We start from the raw sequence: 22,472 nt of genomic DNA, 5'->3' as shown, positions 1-22,472 counted from the left end.
TTAATCTTATATTTTGGCATAGGTCATCCTGTTCCAACTTGTTGGACTTTTTTAAATAGCTTCATTGAAAACCTTAATTAATGGTGTTCGCAATGCGGAGTTAAAGCGTGGAACCAATGAAAGATTACCTACATTCCGCTAGTCTACTCACCTTAGTTGCAAGCGATTAATACCTTGCTACAAACGTGTCTGATAAAAACGGCAGAGAACCTTTGTTATTGCAATCCTTACACTTTAATTGTAAGAAAAATCATTTTACGATAATTCCCACAATTAAAAATTTTGCCGGATAAGTCTTAGTATTGGATATTAAACATCAAAAAAACTGATTTTCAATATTTTAAATCGAAACTCATTTTATCAATTCGATAATTTCGGATAGTGAATGGATAACTGTTAAATTTTTGTTTTACCGTAATCAGATGATACCATAAATAAGTTCCACATTACCCGATTAAAATTAAGCGAGGGATTTCATCGTTTATCTAGACTTAAGCGATTTTGCTTTTTCAAGACGTTCCCTGAAATCATTTAGCTTCGGTTGAACGTCCTCTCTTCCGCTACCTGCGAGGTTATGAAAGACTGACACAGCTTTATCTAGGACCCTGATCTCTTCATCAATGAATTTGCCTTTCCTGTACAGGATGGCTAGTCTTCTATACGGAAAGCTACCTTCAAAACCTTCGGAAATGTTACCTTCATATAGAGCTTTGGCCTCCAATATTCTTCCTTCTTTCTCAAGGCGCTTGCCCATCAGGTTCCTTCGAATTTGTGAATCGAAACTGCTCATTGTTCTTTAATAGATCACTTTTCCCAATGCTTCAGGTAAATCTGATTGTCATTGACATCGAACAGTCTTGAATAATTGTTGACCCTGGCCAAAATTTGGCCACTTGTGACTGCATGTCCGTCGATTCGTTCGTAAAGTGAGAGAGTATTGATCATGTCGGATATTTCACTCGGACGCAGCGGCCTATTCGATATTTTGAGCGTTTCTTCTATGGCCTCGTGAAGTTTCTTTTTTAGTTTATTTTCCATGGTCGTTGGTACTCTGGTATCTACCTGTTCATTTATAACCTCTATAGATGTAGGACCTTACTTAATAAACTAATTACTAAAGCTTTATATCTTCACCAAATTACAAAAAAACTAAATGCAGTAAGTAAATCGACTAATTATCGGTCATCTGGGTCTCGTCCGGTCAAATCCGACCGAAGGCCGCAACTTTCCTTCCTTTACATTGTACACAATCGGATAAGAAACCATCCACTATCGTTTATTTGAACTTTGCTCTTTTAGGTAATATTGACAGGCACTATCTTCATCAAAAAATTTACGTACAGAACCAATCTGACCTCTTTCTTTATAATATATTTCCCAAACAGGTCTGTGCTTTCCCTTCTTGATTAATAAAGCCAATTTATCGTTATCATCTTTACTTCCATATAAACCATGCAAATAAATTTGGGAATCATCAATTTCTAAAGCTTTTAGCTCATTATATAGCTCGGCTAGATTCATCGTTAATTTAGACTTTTCATTTTAGCTGCAGTATAATTTCATACCAAGAAATTAAGCTCATCATTGTCAAAAATTTGACGTAAACGTTGTTCTGATATTCCTGTTGTGTTCTCATCTATTTGGTGTTGTCTAAGAGAGGGGACATAAGTGCATGTAAGTTTGCCTGGGGCAGCTATAAATTCCTGACTTTCCTCAGCCATTATTAAAAAATCCTGAACTCTTTCTGGTCTTTGATTCGGAACGAAATTCCCTTTAATTGTCAATTCTGCCATCGTTTATTTATACTTTAAAAACTCTTCCATATCGCCTCCTTGATCTTGATAAATATCATGTAAGTCGTATGATATTTGAATGAATAAATTTGAAAAGATATAGTCCTCACATACATGAAGTGAGTTTACGAAATCCAATTCTCCAATTCCTTGTATAAGCCCATCTGTCATATCGTTGAAATTCTGCTTGGCCAAAATGAATAAATGTTTTAATTCCGCAACTGTCGGTTCAAAAGCAAGGTTGTGAGCAAATTTATTCCTGAGCTTGTTAATCCTTTAAAGAACGTCGGCTTGCACATCTGAAATCAAATTCATACTCTTAACCAATTTTATAAGCTTAAAATGATTTAGTTCCTCAGCGAATTTTAATAATTTAGGACTCTTTATTTCAACTATTCTAACCAATAAAAATTCTACCATTAGATGGCCTGAAATTATTGATGAAATAATCCCGTTAGGGCTCACAGCGCTCTCATACAATTGTCAAATGAGGTAATTTTATCGCCCATTGTTTATCAATATTATTATGGCCCTCTACTCTATAATGGGAGAATCAATTCTTGAAATGAACATATTGTATCCTTCCTCTTTTTCCCCTCCAACCAATGTGGTGGCTTTAAAATGAAAACCTGACCACTCCCAATCTTCCTTGAATTCTTTTGGATTGAGAGATATATTTATAACAGTACTGCCTACTTTACGCTCTATTGCTTGACTCAATTTCTCCAGTATTAAATCAAACTTATTGCATTTGAAAACTAGAACCATCGGTTTTTTGCATTCCATTTGCACAACAGCATAGTATTTATCATCATAATACTGGTAGCAGTTAGAACAGAGATACTTACCGGTTTTTTTACCTGAAAACGTTTCTTCCAGAATACCGTATTTAGAATGTTCGCAATCGTGTGAACTTATAGGTTTTTGAGACCTTCCTTTCTCAACAGCTCTTTTCTCAATCCTCTCCATTTTTTATTTGAACTTTATCCTAAGTTACAATCTATTAATTATCACTTGTAAAAAAAGGGAAGGCCACAAAAACAGGGAAGCCTTCAACTCTATTTAAATTTTTGCAATGGTCCTTTGATATCTCAATGAAATTATTGAAATCTAAGAAAAATAAAATATGAAATTTAAGCTAAGCTACGGTATACGTTCATAATACGTCAAATAATACTTTTCATCGTCTGTATCAAAATCAGAGATTAAAAAAGTATCCTGAGACAAAAATTCAGGTTGCCACAAGGTACCATCTTCTGCCAAACTTTTGTAGACCCAATTTATATCTAAAATTTTTTCTCCATTTTCGTCAAAGTCAATATACCAGTTACCGCTATCAAACCCTCCTCCTTCATCATCCTTGTCACATGTGCCTCCAATAATTTGATTTTCTTGGTTATACTTTTCATGCCATGTTGTTAGGTCTTCCATTATGAACTCTCCGTTTCGTAGAAATTTATATTTCGTTATTGCATCACATTCAATAGATAAGTAGCCTGGTAGCTCTAACTCTTTCCTGTTTTTATCTAATACTGAAATGTTATAAACATGCCACGTTCCGATAATAAGTTCGTCTATTTCTTTCTCCTGTTCCTGTAATTCATTTATCTCGGTATTTTGATCAGAGCAAGATGAAAAAGCTAGTATTAGAATGGCAATTATTTTGGTTGATTTCATTGGCTGTAACTTTGCGGTTTACTTAATTGACAAATGAGTTTGTTGCCTTAATTTAAATGAAAAGGATATGAAGACTTCATCATCGGCTATAAAATGTTATACTCTATTTCTCGCTATTTAATTCAAGTTTCATCTTGTATGTTTTCAGTTCAATTTTATCTGATGTTCGAATTGCATTTTTCAAAGTGACATCCATCTCGCCGGCAATTATCATTCCCTGGATTTTTCGGTCGGGAAATTTGTCCATTAGTAATCCAATGTACATTGATATTTGTCCGAAAACTTTGTAGTTAGCAATTCCAGATTTTAGCTCAATTACTAATAGCTCCCCATTTAGCTTCTCCAGAAGTATGTCAATTCTTTTTCCACCAATAAGATATTCAACTCCTTGATTATTTTCCCCAAATATCTTGTAGTCGGGAAACAGCTCATTTATTTGGGAAACCATGGAGTTTTTCAAGTCCTTTTCGTAACTGAAGTTAGTCCAGGTTTCTATGTTGTCAATTTCTTCTTCGAGGGATTGCTTTAAGTCAAATGACTTATTTGAACTTTCATCAGGTTCAAAGTTCGAACTTTTATAAGCCATATATAGTTTTACAGCTTGTTTCAGAGTTGCTGACCCGGTTCTTAAATTGCCATTTATTGGAATTTTATGGTTTGCCGGGAGGTCATTTCTTTGGTCTTCCGTTGAATAACTCAATCTTTCCAACAGAGAAAGCCCATTGTCTTTAGCATAATGCTCGTCTAAATCGCCTTCGTGATTTTCGACAGTCCTACAATTTGAGATTCGGCTCTGTATTGTTCGATAATCACTCCCATTTTCTTCGTCCAACCACACTTTAAATGCTGCTAAATTCATTATACGCTCTGTTTTGACCATTAATCTAATAATTCAATCGTTCCGATTGAATGGGTGCCTGTATGACATATGGAAAATAGTTATTAGGATGTTCAAATCTTATAATTTTAACGTTTACCAAAGTTGCTATCGATGAATTATCTATTGTTGAGACCTCCGAATTCTACAAGCCAATTGTTTCTATTTGGCATTTCCATTCATTTAATATTTTAAACGTATTATTTGAATTCATACTACTTGTGGAATTTAATTGATAAAATTTAATACTGGAAAATACCCCATCTTTATATTCCTTCCTGAAATATTTTTCAGATTTACTGCCATTAAACAGTACAGTCTTTATGTTTGGGTATCTTTTAAAAAATGTGGTAAAGTCGTTTAAATTTTCATTTTTTATCTTGCTGTCACTACTTCCTTTCCTTTCGCAACTCTCGATTACATCCCACAATCCAATTTTATTTTCTAACAGTAGCTTATATCTTTCTAATATCGACTTAGATTCCGCAAGTTCAAAACAACTAAATTCGGGCTGAAGTGTTCTGTACACGATATCCCAAAAGTGGTTCTTCTCATTGCCATAATAGCATTTTTTAAGAAGTGATTTTTCTCCGGGTATAGTACCAAGAATAACTAACTTTGTTTCTATATCCACTAGCGGGTCAAGACAATATTTTCGATTCATATTAAGCCTATTTAATTAAACTCTAGAATTGAGTCAATTTCTATGATAATATTTCTTAATTCCTCATCGTCCAAATAATCGCTAGGTTTTTCCCATATACTTTTAATTTTCTTTAAAGTAACACTGTCTACCAATTTGCTTTTTACTTTTAAACCAGTATTGTTTAAAAGAATCGCCTTTGAAAAGTTCAAAGAATTTATAGTTTTAACTGATGTGAAACTTGAATTTTTTATAACCGCACCTTTAAAAGAGGCATCTTTTAAGTTGGAATTGCTAAAATCAACTTCGTCCAAAAAACAATAATCAAAATTCACATTTTGAAGGTTGGCATCAATAAAGGAGATATTGTTCAATACTGACCTTGAAAATGAGGCTCCAGCTAAATTGGCATCATCTAAATTTGCAATCCTCAAGTCGATTCCGTCAAGTTTTTGTTTTGATTTCACTAAATCTTCCAATGCACTTTTTCTAGCATGTGAACTGGGCATTAACTCTGTAAAAGTTATAATCTCCCAAGCACGATATATTCTTTGCTTTCTTAAATTTTCTCTTTCCTCTTTTCGATCATCTATTTCTAAAATCCAAAATATAGCAGCAAACACTATTCCTAGTTTGGAAATAGAGTCCAATAGCCTAATTAAGGGATGGCTCTCTACAAAATCGGCATATTTCTTAAGGTGGTTTTTCAATTTAGCTAAATATCGGATTATCCAAATATTATTTTTTAACGGAGCGATACTTCTTAACATTTTCCGCTTGCTCAAAGATTTCCTTGTAAACTTCGTCCCTTTCTACTGGTGGATAGCCGTGCTCATCCAAAAGAAGTATTAGTCCTACTTTTAAAGCTGATTTAATATCTTCTCTTTTGTTCCAATCCGGAAACTTTGCTTGACCATCAACCAAATCTTTAACAGCGCGTGCCAGTTCAATTAATTTATCTTCGGGGTAACTAAAGTCATACTTTACACAAAGTTCCTTTAGGATGTCATAAAATGCTTTTTCTTCAAAATCAATCCCTAAATCATCACCAGCTTTAAACTCTTGGTAAACGTCCCAGATCATATCTGTAATTTGCTTGGCAAAATCGTCCAATACCTCACTCTGTAATACATCACCTTTACGCTCATTGTATTTCTGAACCAATGATTCCATTTTCTTGGAGAAGTCAACGCCTTTCACCTTATTGACCTTCTTCATTTCGCCAATAGCCTTGGCCAACAACTGTTGTAACAATTTGATCTTTGTATTGGGCAGCTTTATTTTATCAATTTTAGCCAAGTAGTGTTCATCAAAGATGTCCTGCTCTTTCTCAGTGTCTTCTCCCATTTTAAAAATCTCATCTACACCATCACTTTGTAAGGCATTCTTTATCATTTCCCTTACCTTGGCATTCATTTGGGCGGTGTCAGGTGCATCGCCTTTGGTAAGTTTGAAGACAATAGACCGGACAGCTAAATAGAAATGTGTAAAATCCCTTTCCTGTTGTGTCAATTCCGCACTCCCTGCACAGATATCATAAGCTGCTTTTAATCTTTTAACCAAGCCCATAAAACGAGTTTCCATATCCTTGGTAAGCTGTACAAATTCCGCGGCCATATTCAGGGTGTTCAATTGTTCCAGTGCCGTACCATTAAAGTATTTTGAGCTATCGAATTTATGTAGCAATTTAGCCAGTAAATCCAAGTGATTTCTGACCACTATCAAGGATTGTTGTATATCCTCAAAATTATCCTTATCGCCCTCTGAGTATTTTTTAAGCGCAAGGTTCATTTGTTTTTTGATGCCAATGTAATCCACCACCAAGCCCTTATTTTTTCCTTTGAATTTACGGTTCACACGGGAAATAGTCTGTATCAGGTTATGTTGTTGGATAGGCTTGTCAATGTAGATAGTGTCCAAGAAGGGGACATCAAAACCGGTCAACCACATATCCACCACAATGGCTATCTTGAAATTGGATTTCTCGTTCTTGAATTGTCTGTCAAGTTCCTTGCGATAATCCTTTGTGCCCAATATATCGTACAATTCCTTTGGGTCGTCTTTTCCCCGGGTCATGATCATTTTAATCCGTTCCATAGGTTTGATTTCCCGCTTTTCCTTGTCGGTCAAGACAGCACCGTCCTCAGCTACTTTTATATCGTTCCATTCCGGTTTTAACTCAAGTACGTTTTTATAAAACTCATAAGCTATAAAACGAGAACTGCTGACGAACATGGCCTTGCCCTTAACGGTTGCACCCTCAGTTACCCGCTTTTCGTAATGCTGAACAAAATCGGCAGCCAATTCTTTTAACCTGTCCGGGTCGCCCAAAATAGCGTTCATATTGGCAGATTGTTTTTTGCTTTCCTCAATTTGGTATTCGTTGGCACCGGCTTCCTCCGCTTCTTGATAATACTTTTCAATCTTCTCAAGTTCGCTGTTCTGCAAGGCTATTTTGGCAGCTCTACCCTCATACACAATGCGCACCGTTATCTCATCCTTTACAGATTCAGTCATCGTGTAGGCGTCCACTACTTTACCGAATACATCTAAAGTAGCATCTACAGGGGTACCCGTAAATCCTACAAAAGTTGCATTAGGCAGCGAATCATGCAAATACCTGGCAAATCCATAGGATTTTTTAACTCCCTTTTCCGTGACCCTAACCTTTTGGTCCAAATTGGTTTGACTTCTATGCGCTTCATCGGAAATACAGATTACATTGGTTCGTTCGCTCAATAGCTCAATGTCTTCCGTAAACTTGTGTATGGTGGTCAAAAATACACCACCACTTGCACGGCCTTGTAACAGCTCTCTTAATTCAGACCTGCTTTCTACACTTTTTATCGTATTATCACCTATATAAATTTTGGCATTGGAAAACTGTCCTGAAAGTTGGTCATCTAAATCGGTACGGTCTGTTATGAGAACGATTGTAGGGTTTTCGAAATATTCACTCTTCATTAATAACCTTGTGAGATAGAGCATGGTGTAACTCTTACCGCTACCGGTAGCGCCAAAGTAGGTACCTCCTTTTCCGTCCCCTTTTGGCTTTTGAGCTTTTTTGATATTATCATATAAAGCTTTTGCTGCATAGTATTGTGGATAACGACATACTATTTTCTCATCTTTTTTGGACGTGTCCGGTATGTAAATGAAGTTTTGGATAATATCCCTTAATCTGTTTTCATGCAACATTCCTTGAATAAGGGTGAACATACTATCAATACCATCCACTTCTTTGGCCAAACCAGCTATTCTGCGCCACGCATAGTAAAACTCATAAGAAGCAAAAAATGAACCTGCTTTATTGTTTACCCCATCACTGATTACACAAAAGGCATTGTACTTAAAAAGCTCGGGGATATCTCTTTTATAGCGGGTTGTTAACTGCACGTAAGCATCATGTATGGTGCAATTCTCTTTGATAGCTGTTTTGAACTCGAACACTACAACCGGGATCCCATTAATGTAGATTATACCGTCAGGAATACGTTTTTCCGTACCTACGATTTCTAGTTGGTTTACAAACTTGTAAATATTATTGTCCCCGTATTTTTCTCGAGGTTCGGCAACCGATAAACTATCCAAATTATCGCCCTGCATTTGCCGTTCCAAGCCTGTATAATCGATTAAAGAAACCCAAATATCCTTTTGGTTACGGTCTTCCCGTTTTAGGATAAAACCATCGGAAAGCCATTGCATTATTTTTTTATTGGTTTCGTACAAATCTGAGGCTGGCAAGGTCTTTAGCTGCAACACAATGGATTTGGCCTCCGTAAGTGTGAGCCCTTCGTTTTTGTAGCGTTCCAATAGAAATGCTATTAAATCTTCTTCTATCAGTACTTCTTCCGGTTCACGTTCAATGGTATTGCCTAAGTAATGTGGATACCCCTCATTATCCAGCAATTCTATAAATGTTTCCTCTAATCTGGCTTCCGTAAATTTTTTCATCCTTGATCAGTGATATGCCAATGCCCCTCTTTTCTTCCTCCCACGCGCTCAATTAAGTTGGCTTTTTTTAGTTTGTTTAAGTGTGTAAATATGGAACGTTCCGAAACTCCTATTAAATCCGAAATTTCATCTGCGGTAGTGTTGGAATCCAATGCCAATATCAATAGGACCATTAGGCTGGTAGGAGTTTTTATGTTGGATTGCCTTAATTTACCCGTTTTTAATGACGTTCCGAATTCTTTTCCGAAGTTTTCCTGAAGCTTTCCTGAAGTTATACTGAAGCTTTCCTGAAGCTCGCGCAACAAGGTGGGCAGATTATCCTTGACCCAAGGCAAAAATCCATCTCTACTGGGTTTATCACTGCTTCTCAGTGCATGAAATTCTTTTTGTAATGTATCCCAATTACTATCAGGAGCAGGGTTATGTGAAGCCTTACCTGAAGATGGAAAAACCATCCGAGTAAAATTGTCCATGAACTTAAAACAGTCCCTACCGTAACTTTGTAATATCCTAGGAATCCCAGAACCCAATTGTTCCACTAACTCTACATCTTTAAAGACACGCATTAGTTCCTTGTTCCTGGGAATGGAAACACCCTCAAAAAACTCTTCCTGGCTCAACCCTTCCGGCAGGGAACCTGCGGAAGTAATCTCTATCCTGTCATCGAATATCTCAAATTTAGGGGGTACCTCCCGAGTATAATCGTTATGTACAAGAGCATTTAAAATGGCCTCTCTCAAAGCCACGGCGTTCCATAACCGTTCCTCTATTCTTTCTTTGGAAGTAATAGTGGCAAAGGTTGTATTCTCAACTTCCATTTTGTCCAAGACACTCTTAGTGGCCTTGATTAGGGAACAATATCCGTACTCGTTATTTTCAGCAAGGTTAACCCGGTCCAAACCTTTGTATTTGGCCACTTTAATGGAAATATTGTTAACATCTGCCAAAAGGTAAGCTGCATAGTTTAAATCGCCATCTTCTGTAAATAGTTCCAGGTTTTTCTTAAATTGACTATTCAGGGTTTTGCCTTTCTCCTGATAATAAATGGAAAGTTGCTCAAAATTAAGGTCCTGACGATGCGATTTTATCTTACCTATCGAATTGCGGGTCCTACCGGCAAAAAGCTTGTCAATCATTGCCTGTGGCATTGGTTCGGCGGCTGTACCTACACGTAAGAAACAACCTTTCTCGGTCATTCCGTATTTTTTCTTGAAATAGGGTTTTTCACTACCGCTGGCCACAATGACTTTAATGATATGCTGACCGTCTTTTCCTTCTGCTACCACATCAAACAAGCCCATAGCGGAAGGAGCAATGTTGTTTTTAATGCGGTCTTTTATTTTAAGCATATCGGCATCCAGGTCTGCTACACCAAGGGTGTTGCCGTTTTTATCGATACCGATATAGACCAAACCGCCCTCGTGGTAGTTTAAAAAGGCTACCACTTCTTTTTCCAAATCTAAATCTTTGGTGAGCTGTGCTTTGTATTCTATGCGGTTGGTTTCTGTCATAACTGCTTAATTTTTATTATTCAACCATTCACTAATAGGCACAACTTTATCATTGCCATTAATCGATGGAAATACAACATAAGTTCCTTCTGACCTATAAGTTCCCTTGAAATATTGATAATAATCAACTTTGTAGATGTAAGGATATATTTCTAAATACTCACTACCTGAAAAATCTGAATAATCTTTTTTAATAGGTAAAATTGCAATTTGTTCAATATACTTTGCTGCATCTCCTAAACCTAACTCCCAATTACACCATTTAGAGCTTATTGCACCCTCTGTTGCTAAAAGAATAAATTTATGATTATCCTTAATTTTTTGTTTTATTCTATCTGCGGTCCTTCCTGATGTTGTTTTAGGCATCCCATCATCTAACCAATCAACATAAACGTCTACACCATACGATTTTAAAAATGAAATAGCACCTTCCAAATACTCTCTTTCGTCGTGTTTATGAGAAAGGAAAATTTTAGTTTTAAAAAGACTACTTTCTCCTTTAAAGCTGGTTAGGCTTTCATTTAAGGTCATATAGTAGGATTTTGATGACCTTCTTTGGTTTCTAAGTTCTGATTCAGTTATAAAGCTCATAGATTATCTAATAGTTTTTACAATATTAAAATCATCTTTCTTATCTCGTAGCTCTATCGCTTTGTCAATATATTTTGTGGGATTTGCTATAAAATCGGACCATTTTACAGATTGAATATAGGAGCTATCGCCAGAGTAAACCCAACCGCCATTGCAAGCTCTTCTGTTTGGTTCTTTTACATTAAAAATATTATCACGTATTATTTGAAACAGAATAGAAGTATTCAACGACCTGCAATTACATTCACCATCACGTGTTATATAGTATTCATAACTTCCGCTTTCATCTGGAAGTACAACGGCTATAACACCATTAGTACTACTCGACCTACCTAATCTTGTCTGCTTTTTTAAAGAGTATGAAACTTCCCAAGGCATCCATTGGTCTTTTTCGGATGTAAACGATTCCTTCATTCCTTTAGAAATTAAAACAACTGTAACACTACTATCAAAAATCTTGTCTCCTAATTTTGAACTGATAGAAGAGTCTGCCAAGTTCTCCATACTTTCATCGTCATTTTCACCTTTATAAATATGGTCATCACCTGTCAAATGCTCTGAAATCTCATCTACATAATGTCTTGCAGTTGTAGCGATTTTTATTTTACCAAAAAAGGAATCTTGATATATGCCTAAATCTTGTACTAATGAGTCAGAATATTTATATGAAACGAATACTTTTCTTGCCATACTATTAAATTTTATCCATTAGAAATTTTTGAAACAAAGACATATACCCATAATCCTTTTCAAGTCTTTTGTTTTTTAGGTTTTGAGGAAATAAATTCTCATATACTAATTTAGTTGCTGCACCTGTACTAGCTATAGGAAGTAATAATGCTTCTGGATGATATTCTTTAAACATTCTATATTCGTCTTCAATACCATCCATTCCGCCAATAAAAACTGCTGCTGAAAATTCATTCTCTGAGAACATCTTTTCTCTGAGTAGTTTTATACTAGCAGGAATGCTGTCTTCTTTTTTCGTGAATACTATATTTTCAAACTTATTATTATCTGCAGGGAAAATATCTTTAAACCATAAAGATTGGTAAAGCTTCACGTGTTCTTGGATATTCATATCCAATTTTTCCATCACGTAATAAATTAATGGCGTTATTGATGGATGACCACCCCAAATTATTCTGTGGTGTGGCAATATGACTGTTGTCAAAGCAATAACTGAATCACGAATTGCAATAATGTCTGCTGTTTCTATGTACTTGGGATGTCTATCAGGAAGAGGAATACTTGCTGATAGAAAAATATTTTTTAAGATTTTTGTAGCCATCCTTGAAATTCTTGTTTTTTTAGTGTTTTAATGTCCTTCTTGAAATTATCATTTAACCATTCCAAATGTTGTAACCATTTATCACGTATTCTTAAATCATCATATATCAAGCGTATAGACACCTCATCGTATCCCATTAACTCTTTTTTTATTTCGGCAGATTGACAACTAGTAGAGCGCGGTATACCAATTGTAGGAATGTAGATAATGTGCTCACCAGTTGGCCGGTCTTCTGTTAAAATTTTCTCGGGCTGTACGGTAACGATTCTATTATTTTTTTCAGCCATGTTTCTAAACTCGGTGATTAAATTGTCCTGTCTTGCAGCTAGATTTCTGGCGCGTACAGATTCAACTTCGACAATTATATTTTCAATCATCGATTCAACTAGCTGATCAGTTTTATCATATTTTTTTTTTGTGAAATCGTTTTCACTTAACTGAATAGGATAACAGAGGTATGAAGATTTGTCAATATCCTTTATTTGATGATTTGGCCACACCAGCTGGACAATTCCTATTTGTTTTGCATTTGCCTCTGCAAATTCTTCTTTACACCAATGACTTTCCAAAAAACCAGGAGTATTTAGTAGTACAATAACATCACAATCTGTCATACGATGCCATAATTCATCTTGAAAAGGTTCTCCTTTTTGAATTGAGTGCGTATCAAGAAACACATCAAAATTATAGGCTTCTAAAGCCTCATATAATTGAATAGCTACACCGGTAGATTCTGCTCTTCGATAACTAATGAATACTTTTCTTGTACTTCTTAACAATTCAAAAGCTTCTAAGACAACATTAGTAATTCTATTTAATTCATTTTCTGAATATTTAATGGCATTTTGATTTTCTAAAACGCGTGGTATATCGGTTTCAAAACTGTCATAAAAGATTGGTAGAATCATCGTACCATCTTTCAGAAGCTTCTGAGTAACATCTAAATCCTTAAAATCGCTACTAGTGTCTCCAAAGTACAGCGCAAATGCAGGTTGGTTACCCTTATATTCATCTTCAATAGAGGATGCCGGAATGACTTTAATAAACTCTTCAGGCAATTTGAGATTCCTTAAATCCTCCCTTATTTGGTTAATAATTATTTGCCTTTCACGAACGTCTGAGCCTAGTGTTATGAGTTGATATTTGTATTTCATCTTTGAGAACAGTAATGTTTAAGTTCAACTTTAGTCATTTTAGCTAATAACAAGCTTTGAAGTTCTTCTAGTTGGAATAATTGGCTTCTTTTTCTTTCAATTTCGGATTGAAAAAATCGTAATTTTCTTGATATTAAATCAGTAATTTCATTACTGTTGAAGAAAAATAAATTTGAAATTATTTTGGTGTTAAGTACTGATTGAACTGAGCCACCAAGTGAACCTTGAATCTGTTTTTTTGTTTCTATAGAATTCAAATAACAATAAATTAATTTAGATGATATTCGAAGCTCGTCTGGCTTAATTATTATTGTATTCAAACAATTAGCCTCAAAATCGGCATCAAAAATAACAGGCATACCATTTGTTCCGTGTCTAGCTACTAAAATATCTCCTTTCTTTAATTGAGATTTTATATGTTTACTGTGAAATTTCTTATTAACATATTTAAGGTCTTTATAAGACATTCCTTGAGAAGTTAAATCAGTTGTCCTTAGCATTGGTATACCTTCATCCTTGCTACAATAAGAATCATAAAGAGAGCCTACAAACCCTACACAGACCTTTTTAGTTAATTTTTCCAATCTCTCCACTCTCCACCCCACAGGAATCTCCTTATCCAACTCATCATTAAAAACCATTTCACCACCAGAAGATTTATAAGGTTTACCTTCTTCATTAGGAAACTCAAAATCCACAAACCAATGCTTATACAAGGCTTGTGCGGTTTCTTCCAGTTTTTGGTTAAGCTGTTCATTAAGTTCAATGCGGTTGGTAACGGTGTTGTATTCATTAACTATTTCGCGTTGTTTTTCTATGGAAGGGATGGGGAGTTCTACTTCGCAGAGTTCATCCCAATCAAAGGTTTCTCTTGCAGAACCGTGTGATTTAAAGCGAGCATAACGGTCAAATTCTGGTCTTCCAAACCACATCATTAGGTATTCGGGATTCAGTTCGTTTTTATCAATTACTTCAAAGACCGTATATGCTTGTGAAATAATAGCCTCATCATAATCTTGTAATAAAGCAATGGAAATTTTATCGCCATTACGTGATGTTACTGGACCATAAGCAAATTGATTTTTCTCTATAATCTTGTAGGTTTTCATATTTGTACCTACCGTGTTTGCTATGGATGGCATTAATATTTTTTGAATACTTACCCCTAACAGTGTTTCTACCTTTAAATCAGTATTTCTTTTGTTTACTGGTTGTATGTAATCGCCAAGTTTTTTATAGTTCGAGCTCATAACCTAATTCTTTAAACACGTTTAACAATTGGGTCTTGCTCTCGGCTTCTTGTTGCAACAAATCGCTTAATTCCGTTTGTAGAGCCGTCATTTTCTCCTCAAAATTGATGTTCTCGTCACGGTTTACAAACTCAATATATTTACTAGGCACTAAAGAGAAGTCTTTCTTTATAATCTCTTCTTGCGAAGCTGAATAGCAGAATTCAGGAACATCTTTATAGTCAGTTTCCTTTTGCTGCCAACTGTGATAGGTTTTGGTAATATCTTGGATATTTTCTTCTGAAAATTGGATAAATTTCTTTTCAAAGGGAATCCCTTTTTGACGTAAATCCATAAACAGAATTTCATCCTCACGATTACGATAGTTTCTTATAGTATCAGGTAATTCAACAGTGCGTTCGGTTTTGTTTTTGTTTAAAATCCAAAGTGTTACGCTAATGTCTGTGGTGTAGAACATACTTCTTGGTAGAATAACAATGGCTTCCACCAAGCCATTCTCTACTAATTTTTTACGGATTTTGTATTCTTCACCACCTCCGGAGAGAGCCCCATTAGCCAAAATAAATCCAGCCACACCATTTTCGGACAGTTTACTTACCATATTCAAAATCCAACCATAGTTGGCGTTGCTTTTTGGAGGTAAATCATAGCCTTTCCATCGTGGGTCGTCTTGCAGCTCATCAGCACCTCTCCAATCTTTTTGATTGAAAGGAGGATTTGCCATAATAAAATCGGCTTTTAAGTCCTTGTGTTGGTCTTGCGCAAAGGTATCGGCAGCTTTATCGCCTAAATTGGCAGCGATTCCACGAATGGCTAAATTCATCTTAGCTAGTTTATAAGTAGTGTTCGTATATTCTTGACCATATATAGAGACCTCTTTCTTATTACCGTGATGATTTTCTATAAACTTTATGGATTGCACGAACATACCACCAGAACCACAAGCAGGGTCATAGATGATGCCTTTATAAGGTTCTATCATTTCGGCAATTAGATTTACAATACTTTTTGGGGTGTAAAATTCTCCCTTTCCTTTTCCTTCTTTTAGCGCAAATTTTGATAGGAAATATTCGTACACTCTTCCAACAATATCCTGACCTTCATTTTGTAGCGTATCTATCTCGTTTATTTTATCTAGTAATGATCCTAATTTGGATTTATCTAAACCTAAGCGAGAGAAATAGTTGTCGGGTAAGGCTCCTTTTAACGATGGATTGTTTTTTTCGATGGTGTGCAAAGCCGTATCAATTTTAATAGCGATATCATCTTGCTTTGCATTTTTACTGATATAGGACCAACGAGAAACTTCTTCTAGAAAGAATACGTTTTTCATATTGTAGAAATCTTTCATTTCTACATATTTCTCTTTACCTTCTGCAATGAGCTCCTGTCTTCGTTGTTCAAATTTATCACTGGTAAATTTCAGGAAAATCAACCCTAATACTACGTGTTTGTATTCCGAGGGTTCAACAGAGCCTCTTAGCTTATCACACGATTGCCAAAGGGTTTCTTCTATAGATTTGGTCTTCAGTACTTTTTTCTTGGCCATTTATTGGTTGAGTTATTTTACTTTAATTCATTAAATTTTTCCTTCATCGTGGGATTGTTGTAGGTTAACTTCTTTATAGTTAAATCCTCCGCTTTGTTATTTGCCAAACGTAAATTATTGACAGATGCCAGCAGTGCATCTTTTGTCTTTTGTAAATGCGTCATGGTTTTATCAATTTCTTTGATTGCATCCCCAAACTGTCTACTAGCTAAATCATAGTTTCGAGCAAATCCAGTTTTAAAATCATTGATTTTTTCTTCGAAATTGGTAATATCTAAATTTTGATTTCGCATAATACTGAGCTCCGTTTTATACTCCAGTGATTTTTTACCTGCGTTGCGTAATAGGGTAATCATCGGAATAAAAAATTGCGGACGAATAACATACATCTTGTCGTATTTATAAGAAACATCCACTATTCCAGTATTGTAAAACTCATTGTCAGCCTCTAATAACGATACAAGCACGGCATATTCGCATCCCTTGGCATTTCTGTCTTTATCCAATTTGGCAAAAAAATCTTCATTCCGTTTTTTAGTGGCAGTTTGGTCATTTTCATTTTTCATTTCAAACATAATGGATACAATTTCATTATCATTTGCATCCTTATCTTTAAAAATAAAATCACCCTTGCTACCCCCGGAAGCATCGTTATCCTTTTCAAAATAGGCATTTGGAAAAGCCGTAGGTCTTATTTTATTAAACTCAATTTCGCAGTGTTGTTCTAGAGTTTCGCCAACCATTTTGGTTGAAAGCTTTTGCTTGTAATCTTTTAAGCGCTCAATTTCTTCGTCACGGTATTTTATGACTTGATCTTTGGTTTCCAACTCCCTTCTAAAATCATCTTTTAGAGATTTGGCTAATAATTCTTTTTCTACCTCTTTTGTTTTAAGGTTGTTTTCTAGTTTGTCCTTTTCCTTTTCTAAGACACTGACTGCCTCTTGCAGTTCCAGTTTCTTTTGTGTTTCCGCTTGCTCTAATTTGGATTGCAAGTCCCTAATTGTATTGTCTTTTTTTGAGACTTCTTGAATCAGCTCAGTCTTGCTTTTCTCTCGAAGTCTATCTATCTCTCTTTGTTTTTCAGCAAATTTTTGTTGGAATTCGTTTATCAACTGCGACTCTTTCAATTGAAGGGCATCAGCCTTTTGTCTTTCTGCAATATCCAAGCGATTTTTAATTTCATCTTGGAACTGCTGGTCCCGAACTTGCTTAACTATATCAGAATAAACCGAATCGTCTACTTTAAAGACTTCTTGACAATTTGGACATTTAACTTCTGTATTCTTATTCATTTTAATGATATTATTTGTAATCGAAACAATTGTTAATTCTTGATTGGGTTGTGTTTTGAACAAAAAGCATTTTCTAAATCTTGTTCTTTATCCCAAAACAAAGAACCACATTCCTTACAAGTCCTACGTCCGCGAATAGCGAGATACTTATAGAGCGTTTTCTTGGAGCCTACGTCAATCAATTTCATTATTTCTTCAACGCTCAATTCATTATCCCTATAATAGCGTTCAGCCAATATAGCCTTGTGCTCAGCCTTTTTGCTCAAGCCCGGTTTACGGCCAAGCCGTACACCTCTACGCCGTGAACTTTCCAGTCCGGCGCGGGTCCGTTCAATAATAATGTCTCTTTCCAATTGGGCTACGGATGCGAAAATGTTGAAAACAAACCGACCATGGGGGGAGGTGGTGTCGATAAAACTCTCTTGAATGCTCTTGAAATGTACGCCTTTTTGCTCAAATTCCTCGATCAATTTGGCAAGATGAGAAAGGCTTCTGGCTATCCGGTCCAGTTTCCAGACAACCACGGTATCGCCTTCGCGTAACTTCGACATCATTTCATCCAGACCCTTTCGTTCTGCTTTGGCTCCAGATGAAATATCTGCATAGATGTTTTTGGAATCTACCCCTTCCTTTAAGAATGCATCGACCTGCAGATCGTGCTTTTGTGTTTTGGTGCTTACCCTTGCGTACCCAAATTTCATTTTGTGGTATTTATACGTGTACAAGGTAAACTATTAAAGTGTACGGTAATAGTAAACTCTAGAATATTAACAATCTGGTATGGCTGGCAAAGTTTATTTAAACGGTGGGTTTTGTACACTTGGAATGGCACATGAAACGGCAATTGACGAACAAATAACAGAATAGATTTGGTTTAGATGCTTTAATTGTTAATGGGCTATCTTTAAACTGCTATTAATTAATGGCACCAATTTAGAAAAGTGTTCAGCACATATCTACTCTCTGCCTTTCGCAATAGGTTCTGTACTTTTCGCATTCACTATTGTATTTTCGCAATTGCTCTTGTAATTCACAGGTCAAACAAAAACCTGGGAAATAACAATTTTCTAATCGTTTTTTCGATGATTACCCATTTTGCAAATCCTTCAGGGAAATAAATTTCACAACGATTATGGTGCGCTTCACAACAAAAAGGAGAAACATTACCACAACAGGGTAGGGAAATTGTTAGTATCGTTGTTTAAAGGTCAACAAAACAAAAACTATAGTTTTAAAAATTTTCCAATAAGTAAATTATGAAAACCTCAAATCTATTCAAATCAGTTATTGCAGGAATAATGGTATTGACCGTAATTGCGTGTAGCAAGGATGATGACCCTACCGCAAGCGTAACGGTCAATGGAACTACTTTAAGAACAAGCCCTTCTGACTTTACCGTTGGTGACCAATCCGATTTCAATGGTGACATCGATGCAAGTTTTACTGGCAACGGTGGTTCCACTACGCGTATGTTCAGCTGGAACAACAATCTCACTACGGCAGATTACAATGCCGATATCACGGCGACCACAGATGGCACCTTCAATATGATCGTAACGGATGCGGACGCAAATATCGTTTTGAACAGATCCTTGAACGGAGCGGTTGAACCGGATTCTTTCTCTGGGGTAACCGATGCAGGAACTTCTGGGATATGGACGGTGACGATTACCGTTGAGTCTTTCAGTGGTGATGGTAGTTTCTCTTTGAGCGAGGGGGACTAATCTCCCGTTTGTAAATATATGGAAGCCCCTCTATGGGGCTTTCTTTGTTTCTAGTTCTAATTATAAAGGAAGTTTTATAAAAGCAACCTTTTTCTGAACAGGGTTGGTTATGACTGTTTATTGAAATGTAGGACAATGCTTTTCACATAAGTTCAATTTATTATAGCATTTCTTGAACTATCTGAAAAATGGATGAATGACCATCATCAGGACAATCAATCTGTGATTACTTAATCCTTTACTCGAATTATTAATATTCACTCGGTAACATCAAGGTATCATTAATGAAGAATAAACGAAGTTCATCCAATGGAAAATCCGTATAAAGGTATTCTTGTTTTACCAGAACATTATTGTTTCCATCACTATAGATAACTTCGGCTTCATATTCCAAATTCATTCTTTCCGTTTCAGAGAGCCTTTTAAAATCTATAGTTACAAATTCACTACAAGTTCTCAGACTTTTGGCCATTATCGAGGCATCGGTAATTAACCAAAAACATTCCGCAACTTCGGAAAGGTATTTGATTCCGTCGGTATATCTAGTTTTAAATAATGGTAGCCTGTAGAACCCTTCTGTTCCTATGAATTGTGAAAGTTGTTCCATTATTTCATCTGCTTTTGCTTTCATTTTACTGAGTTTTTAGTTGTTGTATGAAAGGGCGGAACTTGTTCCGCCCCTTACTCCATTTACTCTTTTCCTTTGTTACCGATTAATAATATTTCGTCGGCTACTACTTCGGTCACATAGCGTTGGTTTCCGTCATCGGTAGTATAAGTTCTAGTCTTCAATTTACCGGTCAATCCAACTTCCTTGCCTTTAGTAATGAATTTTTCCACTACCTCCGCTGTCTTGCCCCATGCTACAATTGTATGCCAATTGGTATCCGTTTGTTTGACCCCATTGGAATCCTTATAATTTTCATTAGTAGCCAATGAAAACCGGGCAACCTTCTTTCCGTTATCCAAATTGGTAATGGTTGGTTCTTGTCCAACATTTCCGATCAACTGTACGTAATTTCTAATGGTACTCATAACTATTTGATTTTAAAGCCTACTCTATGGGAGGCATAATTAATAATTCCCTTTGGTGTGCACATTAAATTTTAAGGGGTGTTTGTTTGATTTCCTTTGTGCACCGCACTATGGATAAGGTGGGTTCTGTCAAGACTTTTTGTGAACAAATAGGGAGTGTCTGCTACTCAGTTGTTCCATTTAAAACTTTAGTGAAGTAGAAACCTTATTTTTCACAAAAACTCGCCTTGGTCTTGATAGGTTCCATAAGGGCATTAGCGATTCCTTTAAATCTGGTGGTAGACCGAGTGTACGGAAAGTTTAACCGGGAAACAATCGGATTTAAATTGGAATCGGTTATGCCATTCCCCGTTTTGCGCAGTTCCGCAAAACGAGAAGGGCCTTATACATTATAGACCCCTTAAAATTTAGAAGGGTACGGTTCGATTTTCAGGGATGAACGGGAAAGGGCACGAAAAGACCTTACCGTTCATCCTGGGAAGAAAATCAGAATCGGGGCCTACCGATGGGTAAAGCGGACTTACCTGTTTTTTGAACGGAATGAAGTGTTCCGAACCGGCGTGGCGGTTCGGCTAAATGGAATGAAGGCTAAAAACAACAGGTGTGTCCAAGACTTTTTAGCGAAGCTCTTTATCCAAAATAGAGAGATAAAGTGCTGAGAAAATGTATGATAATTGAAATAAAATAAACCTGTACATCTCCATTCGTTGCAGGAGGCCTATTTGTCCAATTTACCTTATATCATTCTCTTCAATTAATCGTACTTTCCGTGGATAACGAGTTCTGTATGCCGCAATAATTTTAGCAGTATGGTATGAATGCTTTTTATTGTCAATAAAATTCCTCAGCTCATTAATTGAAGCAATAGATTGAGAATGGTCGAGATAACCGTATCCCTGATATACCCCATGGAGTACTAATACCAAGCACTTTTCACCTTCAACACGTCCTTTTTCAAAAATTACGTAATTATCCTTTTCATTAACAATATATTGCAAAGCATTAGCGACTTTATTATTATAAGTTCCTATATCCTCCTTACCTTGACATACTCCATCACAATTCGAAAATTCATCAAGATAACAATTTCCCAATCTACTTTTCAAGCCAGTCTTCAATGGGCACAACCTAAATTTACTCGTTAGTTCGATTAACCGTTTAATGGCATCGCCCCTCTTTAAAAATATCTCATTAGGAGAGTGCATAAATGGCCTTCTTTCGATTTTTAGCTCCATAAGGCCCAATTTGTTCTTTTGGGATATTATATGATAAGTGATATAATCTTTCTTTTGAATATAATTATAGATGGGATTTAATTTATCGATTAAATCTGCTTCTCTCAATAATGCGATAAGTTCACTCCCGGTTCTTTCAAAATCTATATCACTAGTACTTTCACAAAGTAATCTTTCCTTTTTACTATTGCTGTAAAAATGGCTTAAGACCCTTTTTTTAATATTTTTAGCCTTGCCTACATAGATTACTTTCCCTTCGCTATTTTGAAATTTGTAGATGCCAGGCGTATTTGGCAATTGGCTGAACTTCGAGCCATGAGAGTCTTTGATTGCATTTTTAAGCTTCCCAGTTTTAGAATTTAAGAGATTAGAAATTAGGTCCCCCTTCTCATCTAACAGCACCAATCTTTGAAATAGAATAGAAACCGCCTGCCCGAGACGATCGGAATAGTTTCCTTCCTCATATGGAATGTTTAATACTCTAGTCAAATATGATAAGTCGTAACTCGTCATATTTGGCATTAATTTTTTTGCTAGGCGCTTAGTGCAAAGGTGTGCAGCATTAAATGCAAAACCCAAATAATTGAACTCTGATTGTAAAGCATAATGAATCAATGATGCATCATGTGCAACTAAAATATAATCGTCAAGCTCATTTAATAACCTTTGGGCAATATCTAAGAACGAGGGCGCCTGGTGCAATATCGCGTCAGTCAAACCAGTTCTATTGCCGACATAAGAAGGTATTGGCTCTTCTGGATTAACATTAGTATGAAAAATAGGTTCATAATGAGTACCTTGAAGTTTACTCACGGTCAACTGAATTATTCTTTGAGGTTTAGTTTTATATCCGTAGGTAACGAGCGATACGATGGCAAAATTTCTTCTCAGCATAT

Annotated in this window: 24 protein-coding genes; 1 reads left to right on the top strand and 23 read right to left on the bottom strand. The window is 36.0% G+C overall.

Going from position 1 to position 22,472, the window contains the following annotated elements:
• Window positions 1-481 precede the first annotated feature (481 nt).
• From D1013_RS08955 to D1013_RS08860, 20 genes are all read right to left on the bottom strand, one after another.
• The gene (locus D1013_RS08955) at window positions 482-790 is read right to left on the bottom strand and encodes a hypothetical protein (protein WP_121848496.1); all 309 of its coding nucleotides are present in this window, start codon (window positions 788-790) and stop codon (window positions 482-484) included.
• A gap of 14 nt (window positions 791-804) precedes the next feature.
• Window positions 805-1,038, bottom strand: coding sequence for a hypothetical protein (locus tag D1013_RS08950; protein ID WP_121848495.1), 234 nt, complete (start codon window positions 1,036-1,038; stop codon window positions 805-807).
• Window positions 1,039-1,269: 231 nt separating this feature from the next.
• The gene (locus D1013_RS08945) at window positions 1,270-1,521 is read right to left on the bottom strand and encodes a hypothetical protein (protein ID WP_121848494.1); all 252 of its coding nucleotides are present in this window, start codon (window positions 1,519-1,521) and stop codon (window positions 1,270-1,272) included.
• 38 nt (window positions 1,522-1,559) lie between these two features.
• The gene (locus D1013_RS08940) at window positions 1,560-1,793 is read right to left on the bottom strand and encodes a hypothetical protein (protein WP_121848493.1); all 234 of its coding nucleotides are present in this window, start codon (window positions 1,791-1,793) and stop codon (window positions 1,560-1,562) included.
• A 3-nt stretch (window positions 1,794-1,796) separates the two neighbouring features.
• Window positions 1,797-1,988 carry a hypothetical protein gene (locus D1013_RS08935; RefSeq protein WP_121848492.1) on the bottom strand — a complete coding sequence of 64 codons (192 nt, stop codon included), beginning with the start codon at window positions 1,986-1,988 and terminating at the stop codon, window positions 1,797-1,799.
• Window positions 1,989-2,327: 339 nt separating this feature from the next.
• Window positions 2,328-2,762: a hypothetical protein gene (locus D1013_RS08930; RefSeq protein WP_121848491.1), complete on the bottom strand. Its 435-nt coding sequence runs from the start codon at window positions 2,760-2,762 to the stop codon at window positions 2,328-2,330.
• A gap of 174 nt (window positions 2,763-2,936) precedes the next feature.
• Entirely contained in the window at window positions 2,937-3,470 is a 534-nt protein-coding gene (locus tag D1013_RS08925; RefSeq protein ID WP_121848490.1) for a hypothetical protein, read from the bottom strand.
• Window positions 3,471-3,573: 103 nt separating this feature from the next.
• Window positions 3,574-4,329 (bottom strand): PDDEXK family nuclease, encoded by a 756-nt coding sequence (locus D1013_RS08920; protein ID WP_162987856.1) that lies wholly within the window; start codon window positions 4,327-4,329, stop codon window positions 3,574-3,576.
• A gap of 163 nt (window positions 4,330-4,492) precedes the next feature.
• Window positions 4,493-5,011 carry a DNA-deoxyinosine glycosylase gene (locus tag D1013_RS08915; protein WP_121848488.1) on the bottom strand — a complete coding sequence of 173 codons (519 nt, stop codon included), beginning with the start codon at window positions 5,009-5,011 and terminating at the stop codon, window positions 4,493-4,495.
• Between the two features lie 11 nt (window positions 5,012-5,022).
• A complete protein-coding gene (locus D1013_RS08910) occupies window positions 5,023-5,760 on the bottom strand; it encodes a pentapeptide repeat-containing protein (RefSeq protein WP_121848487.1) in 738 nt (245 codons plus the stop codon).
• On the bottom strand, window positions 5,729-8,944 hold the full coding sequence (locus tag D1013_RS08905) for a type I restriction endonuclease subunit R (protein WP_121848486.1): 3,216 nt from the start codon (window positions 8,942-8,944) through the stop codon (window positions 5,729-5,731). The genes D1013_RS08910 and D1013_RS08905 overlap by 32 nt, the downstream gene beginning before the upstream one ends.
• Entirely contained in the window at window positions 8,941-10,455 is a 1,515-nt protein-coding gene (locus D1013_RS08900) for an RNA-binding domain-containing protein (protein ID WP_162987855.1), read from the bottom strand. Before D1013_RS08900 ends, D1013_RS08905 begins: the two co-directional genes overlap by 4 nt.
• Window positions 10,456-10,461: 6 nt before the next feature.
• A complete protein-coding gene (locus tag D1013_RS08895; RefSeq protein ID WP_225621518.1) occupies window positions 10,462-10,986 on the bottom strand; it encodes a toll/interleukin-1 receptor domain-containing protein in 525 nt (174 codons plus the stop codon).
• Window positions 10,987-11,049: 63 nt separating this feature from the next.
• Window positions 11,050-11,736, bottom strand: a complete 687-nt coding sequence (locus D1013_RS08890) for a TIR domain-containing protein (RefSeq protein WP_121848484.1) — start codon at window positions 11,734-11,736, stop codon at window positions 11,050-11,052.
• Window positions 11,737-11,740: 4 nt separating this feature from the next.
• A complete protein-coding gene (locus D1013_RS08885) occupies window positions 11,741-12,337 on the bottom strand; it encodes a Thoeris type III anti-phage system protein ThcA (protein ID WP_121848483.1) in 597 nt (198 codons plus the stop codon).
• The gene (locus D1013_RS08880; RefSeq protein WP_121848482.1) at window positions 12,319-13,491 is read right to left on the bottom strand and encodes a Thoeris type III anti-phage system protein ThcB4; all 1,173 of its coding nucleotides are present in this window, start codon (window positions 13,489-13,491) and stop codon (window positions 12,319-12,321) included. The genes D1013_RS08885 and D1013_RS08880 overlap by 19 nt, the downstream gene beginning before the upstream one ends.
• On the bottom strand, window positions 13,488-14,741 hold the full coding sequence (locus D1013_RS08875; RefSeq protein WP_121848481.1) for a restriction endonuclease subunit S: 1,254 nt from the start codon (window positions 14,739-14,741) through the stop codon (window positions 13,488-13,490). Before D1013_RS08875 ends, D1013_RS08880 begins: the two co-directional genes overlap by 4 nt.
• Window positions 14,725-16,290 carry a type I restriction-modification system subunit M gene (locus D1013_RS08870; RefSeq protein WP_121848480.1) on the bottom strand — a complete coding sequence of 522 codons (1,566 nt, stop codon included), beginning with the start codon at window positions 16,288-16,290 and terminating at the stop codon, window positions 14,725-14,727. The genes D1013_RS08875 and D1013_RS08870 overlap by 17 nt, the downstream gene beginning before the upstream one ends.
• A 17-nt stretch (window positions 16,291-16,307) precedes the next feature.
• The gene (locus D1013_RS08865; protein WP_121850671.1) at window positions 16,308-17,582 is read right to left on the bottom strand and encodes a DUF2130 domain-containing protein; all 1,275 of its coding nucleotides are present in this window, start codon (window positions 17,580-17,582) and stop codon (window positions 16,308-16,310) included.
• A 32-nt stretch (window positions 17,583-17,614) separates the two neighbouring features.
• On the bottom strand, window positions 17,615-18,283 hold the full coding sequence (locus D1013_RS08860) for a recombinase family protein (protein WP_121848479.1): 669 nt from the start codon (window positions 18,281-18,283) through the stop codon (window positions 17,615-17,617).
• Between the two features lie 555 nt (window positions 18,284-18,838).
• Here D1013_RS08860 and D1013_RS08855 point away from each other — a divergent pair.
• Window positions 18,839-19,306 (top strand): hypothetical protein, encoded by a 468-nt coding sequence (locus D1013_RS08855; RefSeq protein ID WP_121848478.1) that lies wholly within the window; start codon window positions 18,839-18,841, stop codon window positions 19,304-19,306.
• A 250-nt stretch (window positions 19,307-19,556) separates the two neighbouring features.
• Here the strand turns inward: D1013_RS08855 and D1013_RS08850 are convergent, their stop codons facing one another.
• From D1013_RS08850 to D1013_RS08840, 3 genes are all read right to left on the bottom strand, one after another.
• Entirely contained in the window at window positions 19,557-19,937 is a 381-nt protein-coding gene (locus D1013_RS08850) for a DUF6876 family protein (RefSeq protein WP_121848477.1), read from the bottom strand.
• Window positions 19,938-19,996: 59 nt separating this feature from the next.
• Window positions 19,997-20,341 carry a single-stranded DNA-binding protein gene (locus tag D1013_RS08845; RefSeq protein WP_121848476.1) on the bottom strand — a complete coding sequence of 115 codons (345 nt, stop codon included), beginning with the start codon at window positions 20,339-20,341 and terminating at the stop codon, window positions 19,997-19,999.
• A gap of 731 nt (window positions 20,342-21,072) precedes the next feature.
• Window positions 21,073-22,470 (bottom strand): exonuclease domain-containing protein, encoded by a 1,398-nt coding sequence (locus tag D1013_RS08840; protein WP_121848475.1) that lies wholly within the window; start codon window positions 22,468-22,470, stop codon window positions 21,073-21,075.
• Window positions 22,471-22,472: the final 2 nt, after the last annotated feature.

Origin of the sequence: Euzebyella marina (assembly GCF_003687485.1) — a bacterium.
Classification (GTDB): Bacteria; Bacteroidota; Bacteroidia; order Flavobacteriales; family Flavobacteriaceae; genus Euzebyella; species Euzebyella marina.
The sequence above is the reverse complement of the archived record's forward strand: the minus strand, read 5'-3'. Positions and strand labels throughout refer to the sequence as shown.

Coding starts and splice junctions, on each gene's coding strand:
- D1013_RS08955 (WP_121848496.1), bottom strand. CDS start 790: ATGAGCAGTTTCGATTCACAAATTCGAAGGAACCTGATGGGCAAGCGC.
- D1013_RS08950 (WP_121848495.1), bottom strand. CDS start 1,038: ATGGAAAATAAACTAAAAAAGAAACTTCACGAGGCCATAGAAGAAACG.
- D1013_RS08945 (WP_121848494.1), bottom strand. CDS start 1,521: ATGAATCTAGCCGAGCTATATAATGAGCTAAAAGCTTTAGAAATTGAT.
- D1013_RS08940 (WP_121848493.1), bottom strand. CDS start 1,793: ATGGCAGAATTGACAATTAAAGGGAATTTCGTTCCGAATCAAAGACCA.
- D1013_RS08930 (WP_121848491.1), bottom strand. CDS start 2,762: ATGGAGAGGATTGAGAAAAGAGCTGTTGAGAAAGGAAGGTCTCAAAAA.
- D1013_RS08925 (WP_121848490.1), bottom strand. CDS start 3,470: ATGAAATCAACCAAAATAATTGCCATTCTAATACTAGCTTTTTCATCT.
- D1013_RS08920 (WP_162987856.1), bottom strand. CDS start 4,329: ATGAATTTAGCAGCATTTAAAGTGTGGTTGGACGAAGAAAATGGGAGT.
- D1013_RS08915 (WP_121848488.1), bottom strand. CDS start 5,011: ATGAATCGAAAATATTGTCTTGACCCGCTAGTGGATATAGAAACAAAG.
- D1013_RS08910 (WP_121848487.1), bottom strand. CDS start 5,760: ATGTTAAGAAGTATCGCTCCGTTAAAAAATAATATTTGGATAATCCGA.
- D1013_RS08905 (WP_121848486.1), bottom strand. CDS start 8,944: ATGAAAAAATTTACGGAAGCCAGATTAGAGGAAACATTTATAGAATTG.
- D1013_RS08900 (WP_162987855.1), bottom strand. CDS start 10,455: ATGACAGAAACCAACCGCATAGAATACAAAGCACAGCTCACCAAAGAT.
- D1013_RS08895 (WP_225621518.1), bottom strand. CDS start 10,986: ATGACCTTAAATGAAAGCCTAACCAGCTTTAAAGGAGAAAGTAGTCTT.
- D1013_RS08890 (WP_121848484.1), bottom strand. CDS start 11,736: ATGGCAAGAAAAGTATTCGTTTCATATAAATATTCTGACTCATTAGTA.
- D1013_RS08885 (WP_121848483.1), bottom strand. CDS start 12,337: ATGGCTACAAAAATCTTAAAAAATATTTTTCTATCAGCAAGTATTCCT.
- D1013_RS08880 (WP_121848482.1), bottom strand. CDS start 13,491: ATGAAATACAAATATCAACTCATAACACTAGGCTCAGACGTTCGTGAA.
- D1013_RS08875 (WP_121848481.1), bottom strand. CDS start 14,741: ATGAGCTCGAACTATAAAAAACTTGGCGATTACATACAACCAGTAAAC.
- D1013_RS08870 (WP_121848480.1), bottom strand. CDS start 16,290: ATGGCCAAGAAAAAAGTACTGAAGACCAAATCTATAGAAGAAACCCTT.
- D1013_RS08865 (WP_121850671.1), bottom strand. CDS start 17,582: ATGAATAAGAATACAGAAGTTAAATGTCCAAATTGTCAAGAAGTCTTT.
- D1013_RS08860 (WP_121848479.1), bottom strand. CDS start 18,283: ATGAAATTTGGGTACGCAAGGGTAAGCACCAAAACACAAAAGCACGAT.
- D1013_RS08855 (WP_121848478.1), top strand. CDS start 18,839: ATGAAAACCTCAAATCTATTCAAATCAGTTATTGCAGGAATAATGGTA.
- D1013_RS08850 (WP_121848477.1), bottom strand. CDS start 19,937: ATGAAAGCAAAAGCAGATGAAATAATGGAACAACTTTCACAATTCATA.
- D1013_RS08845 (WP_121848476.1), bottom strand. CDS start 20,341: ATGAGTACCATTAGAAATTACGTACAGTTGATCGGAAATGTTGGACAA.
- D1013_RS08840 (WP_121848475.1), bottom strand. CDS start 22,470: ATGCTGAGAAGAAATTTTGCCATCGTATCGCTCGTTACCTACGGATAT.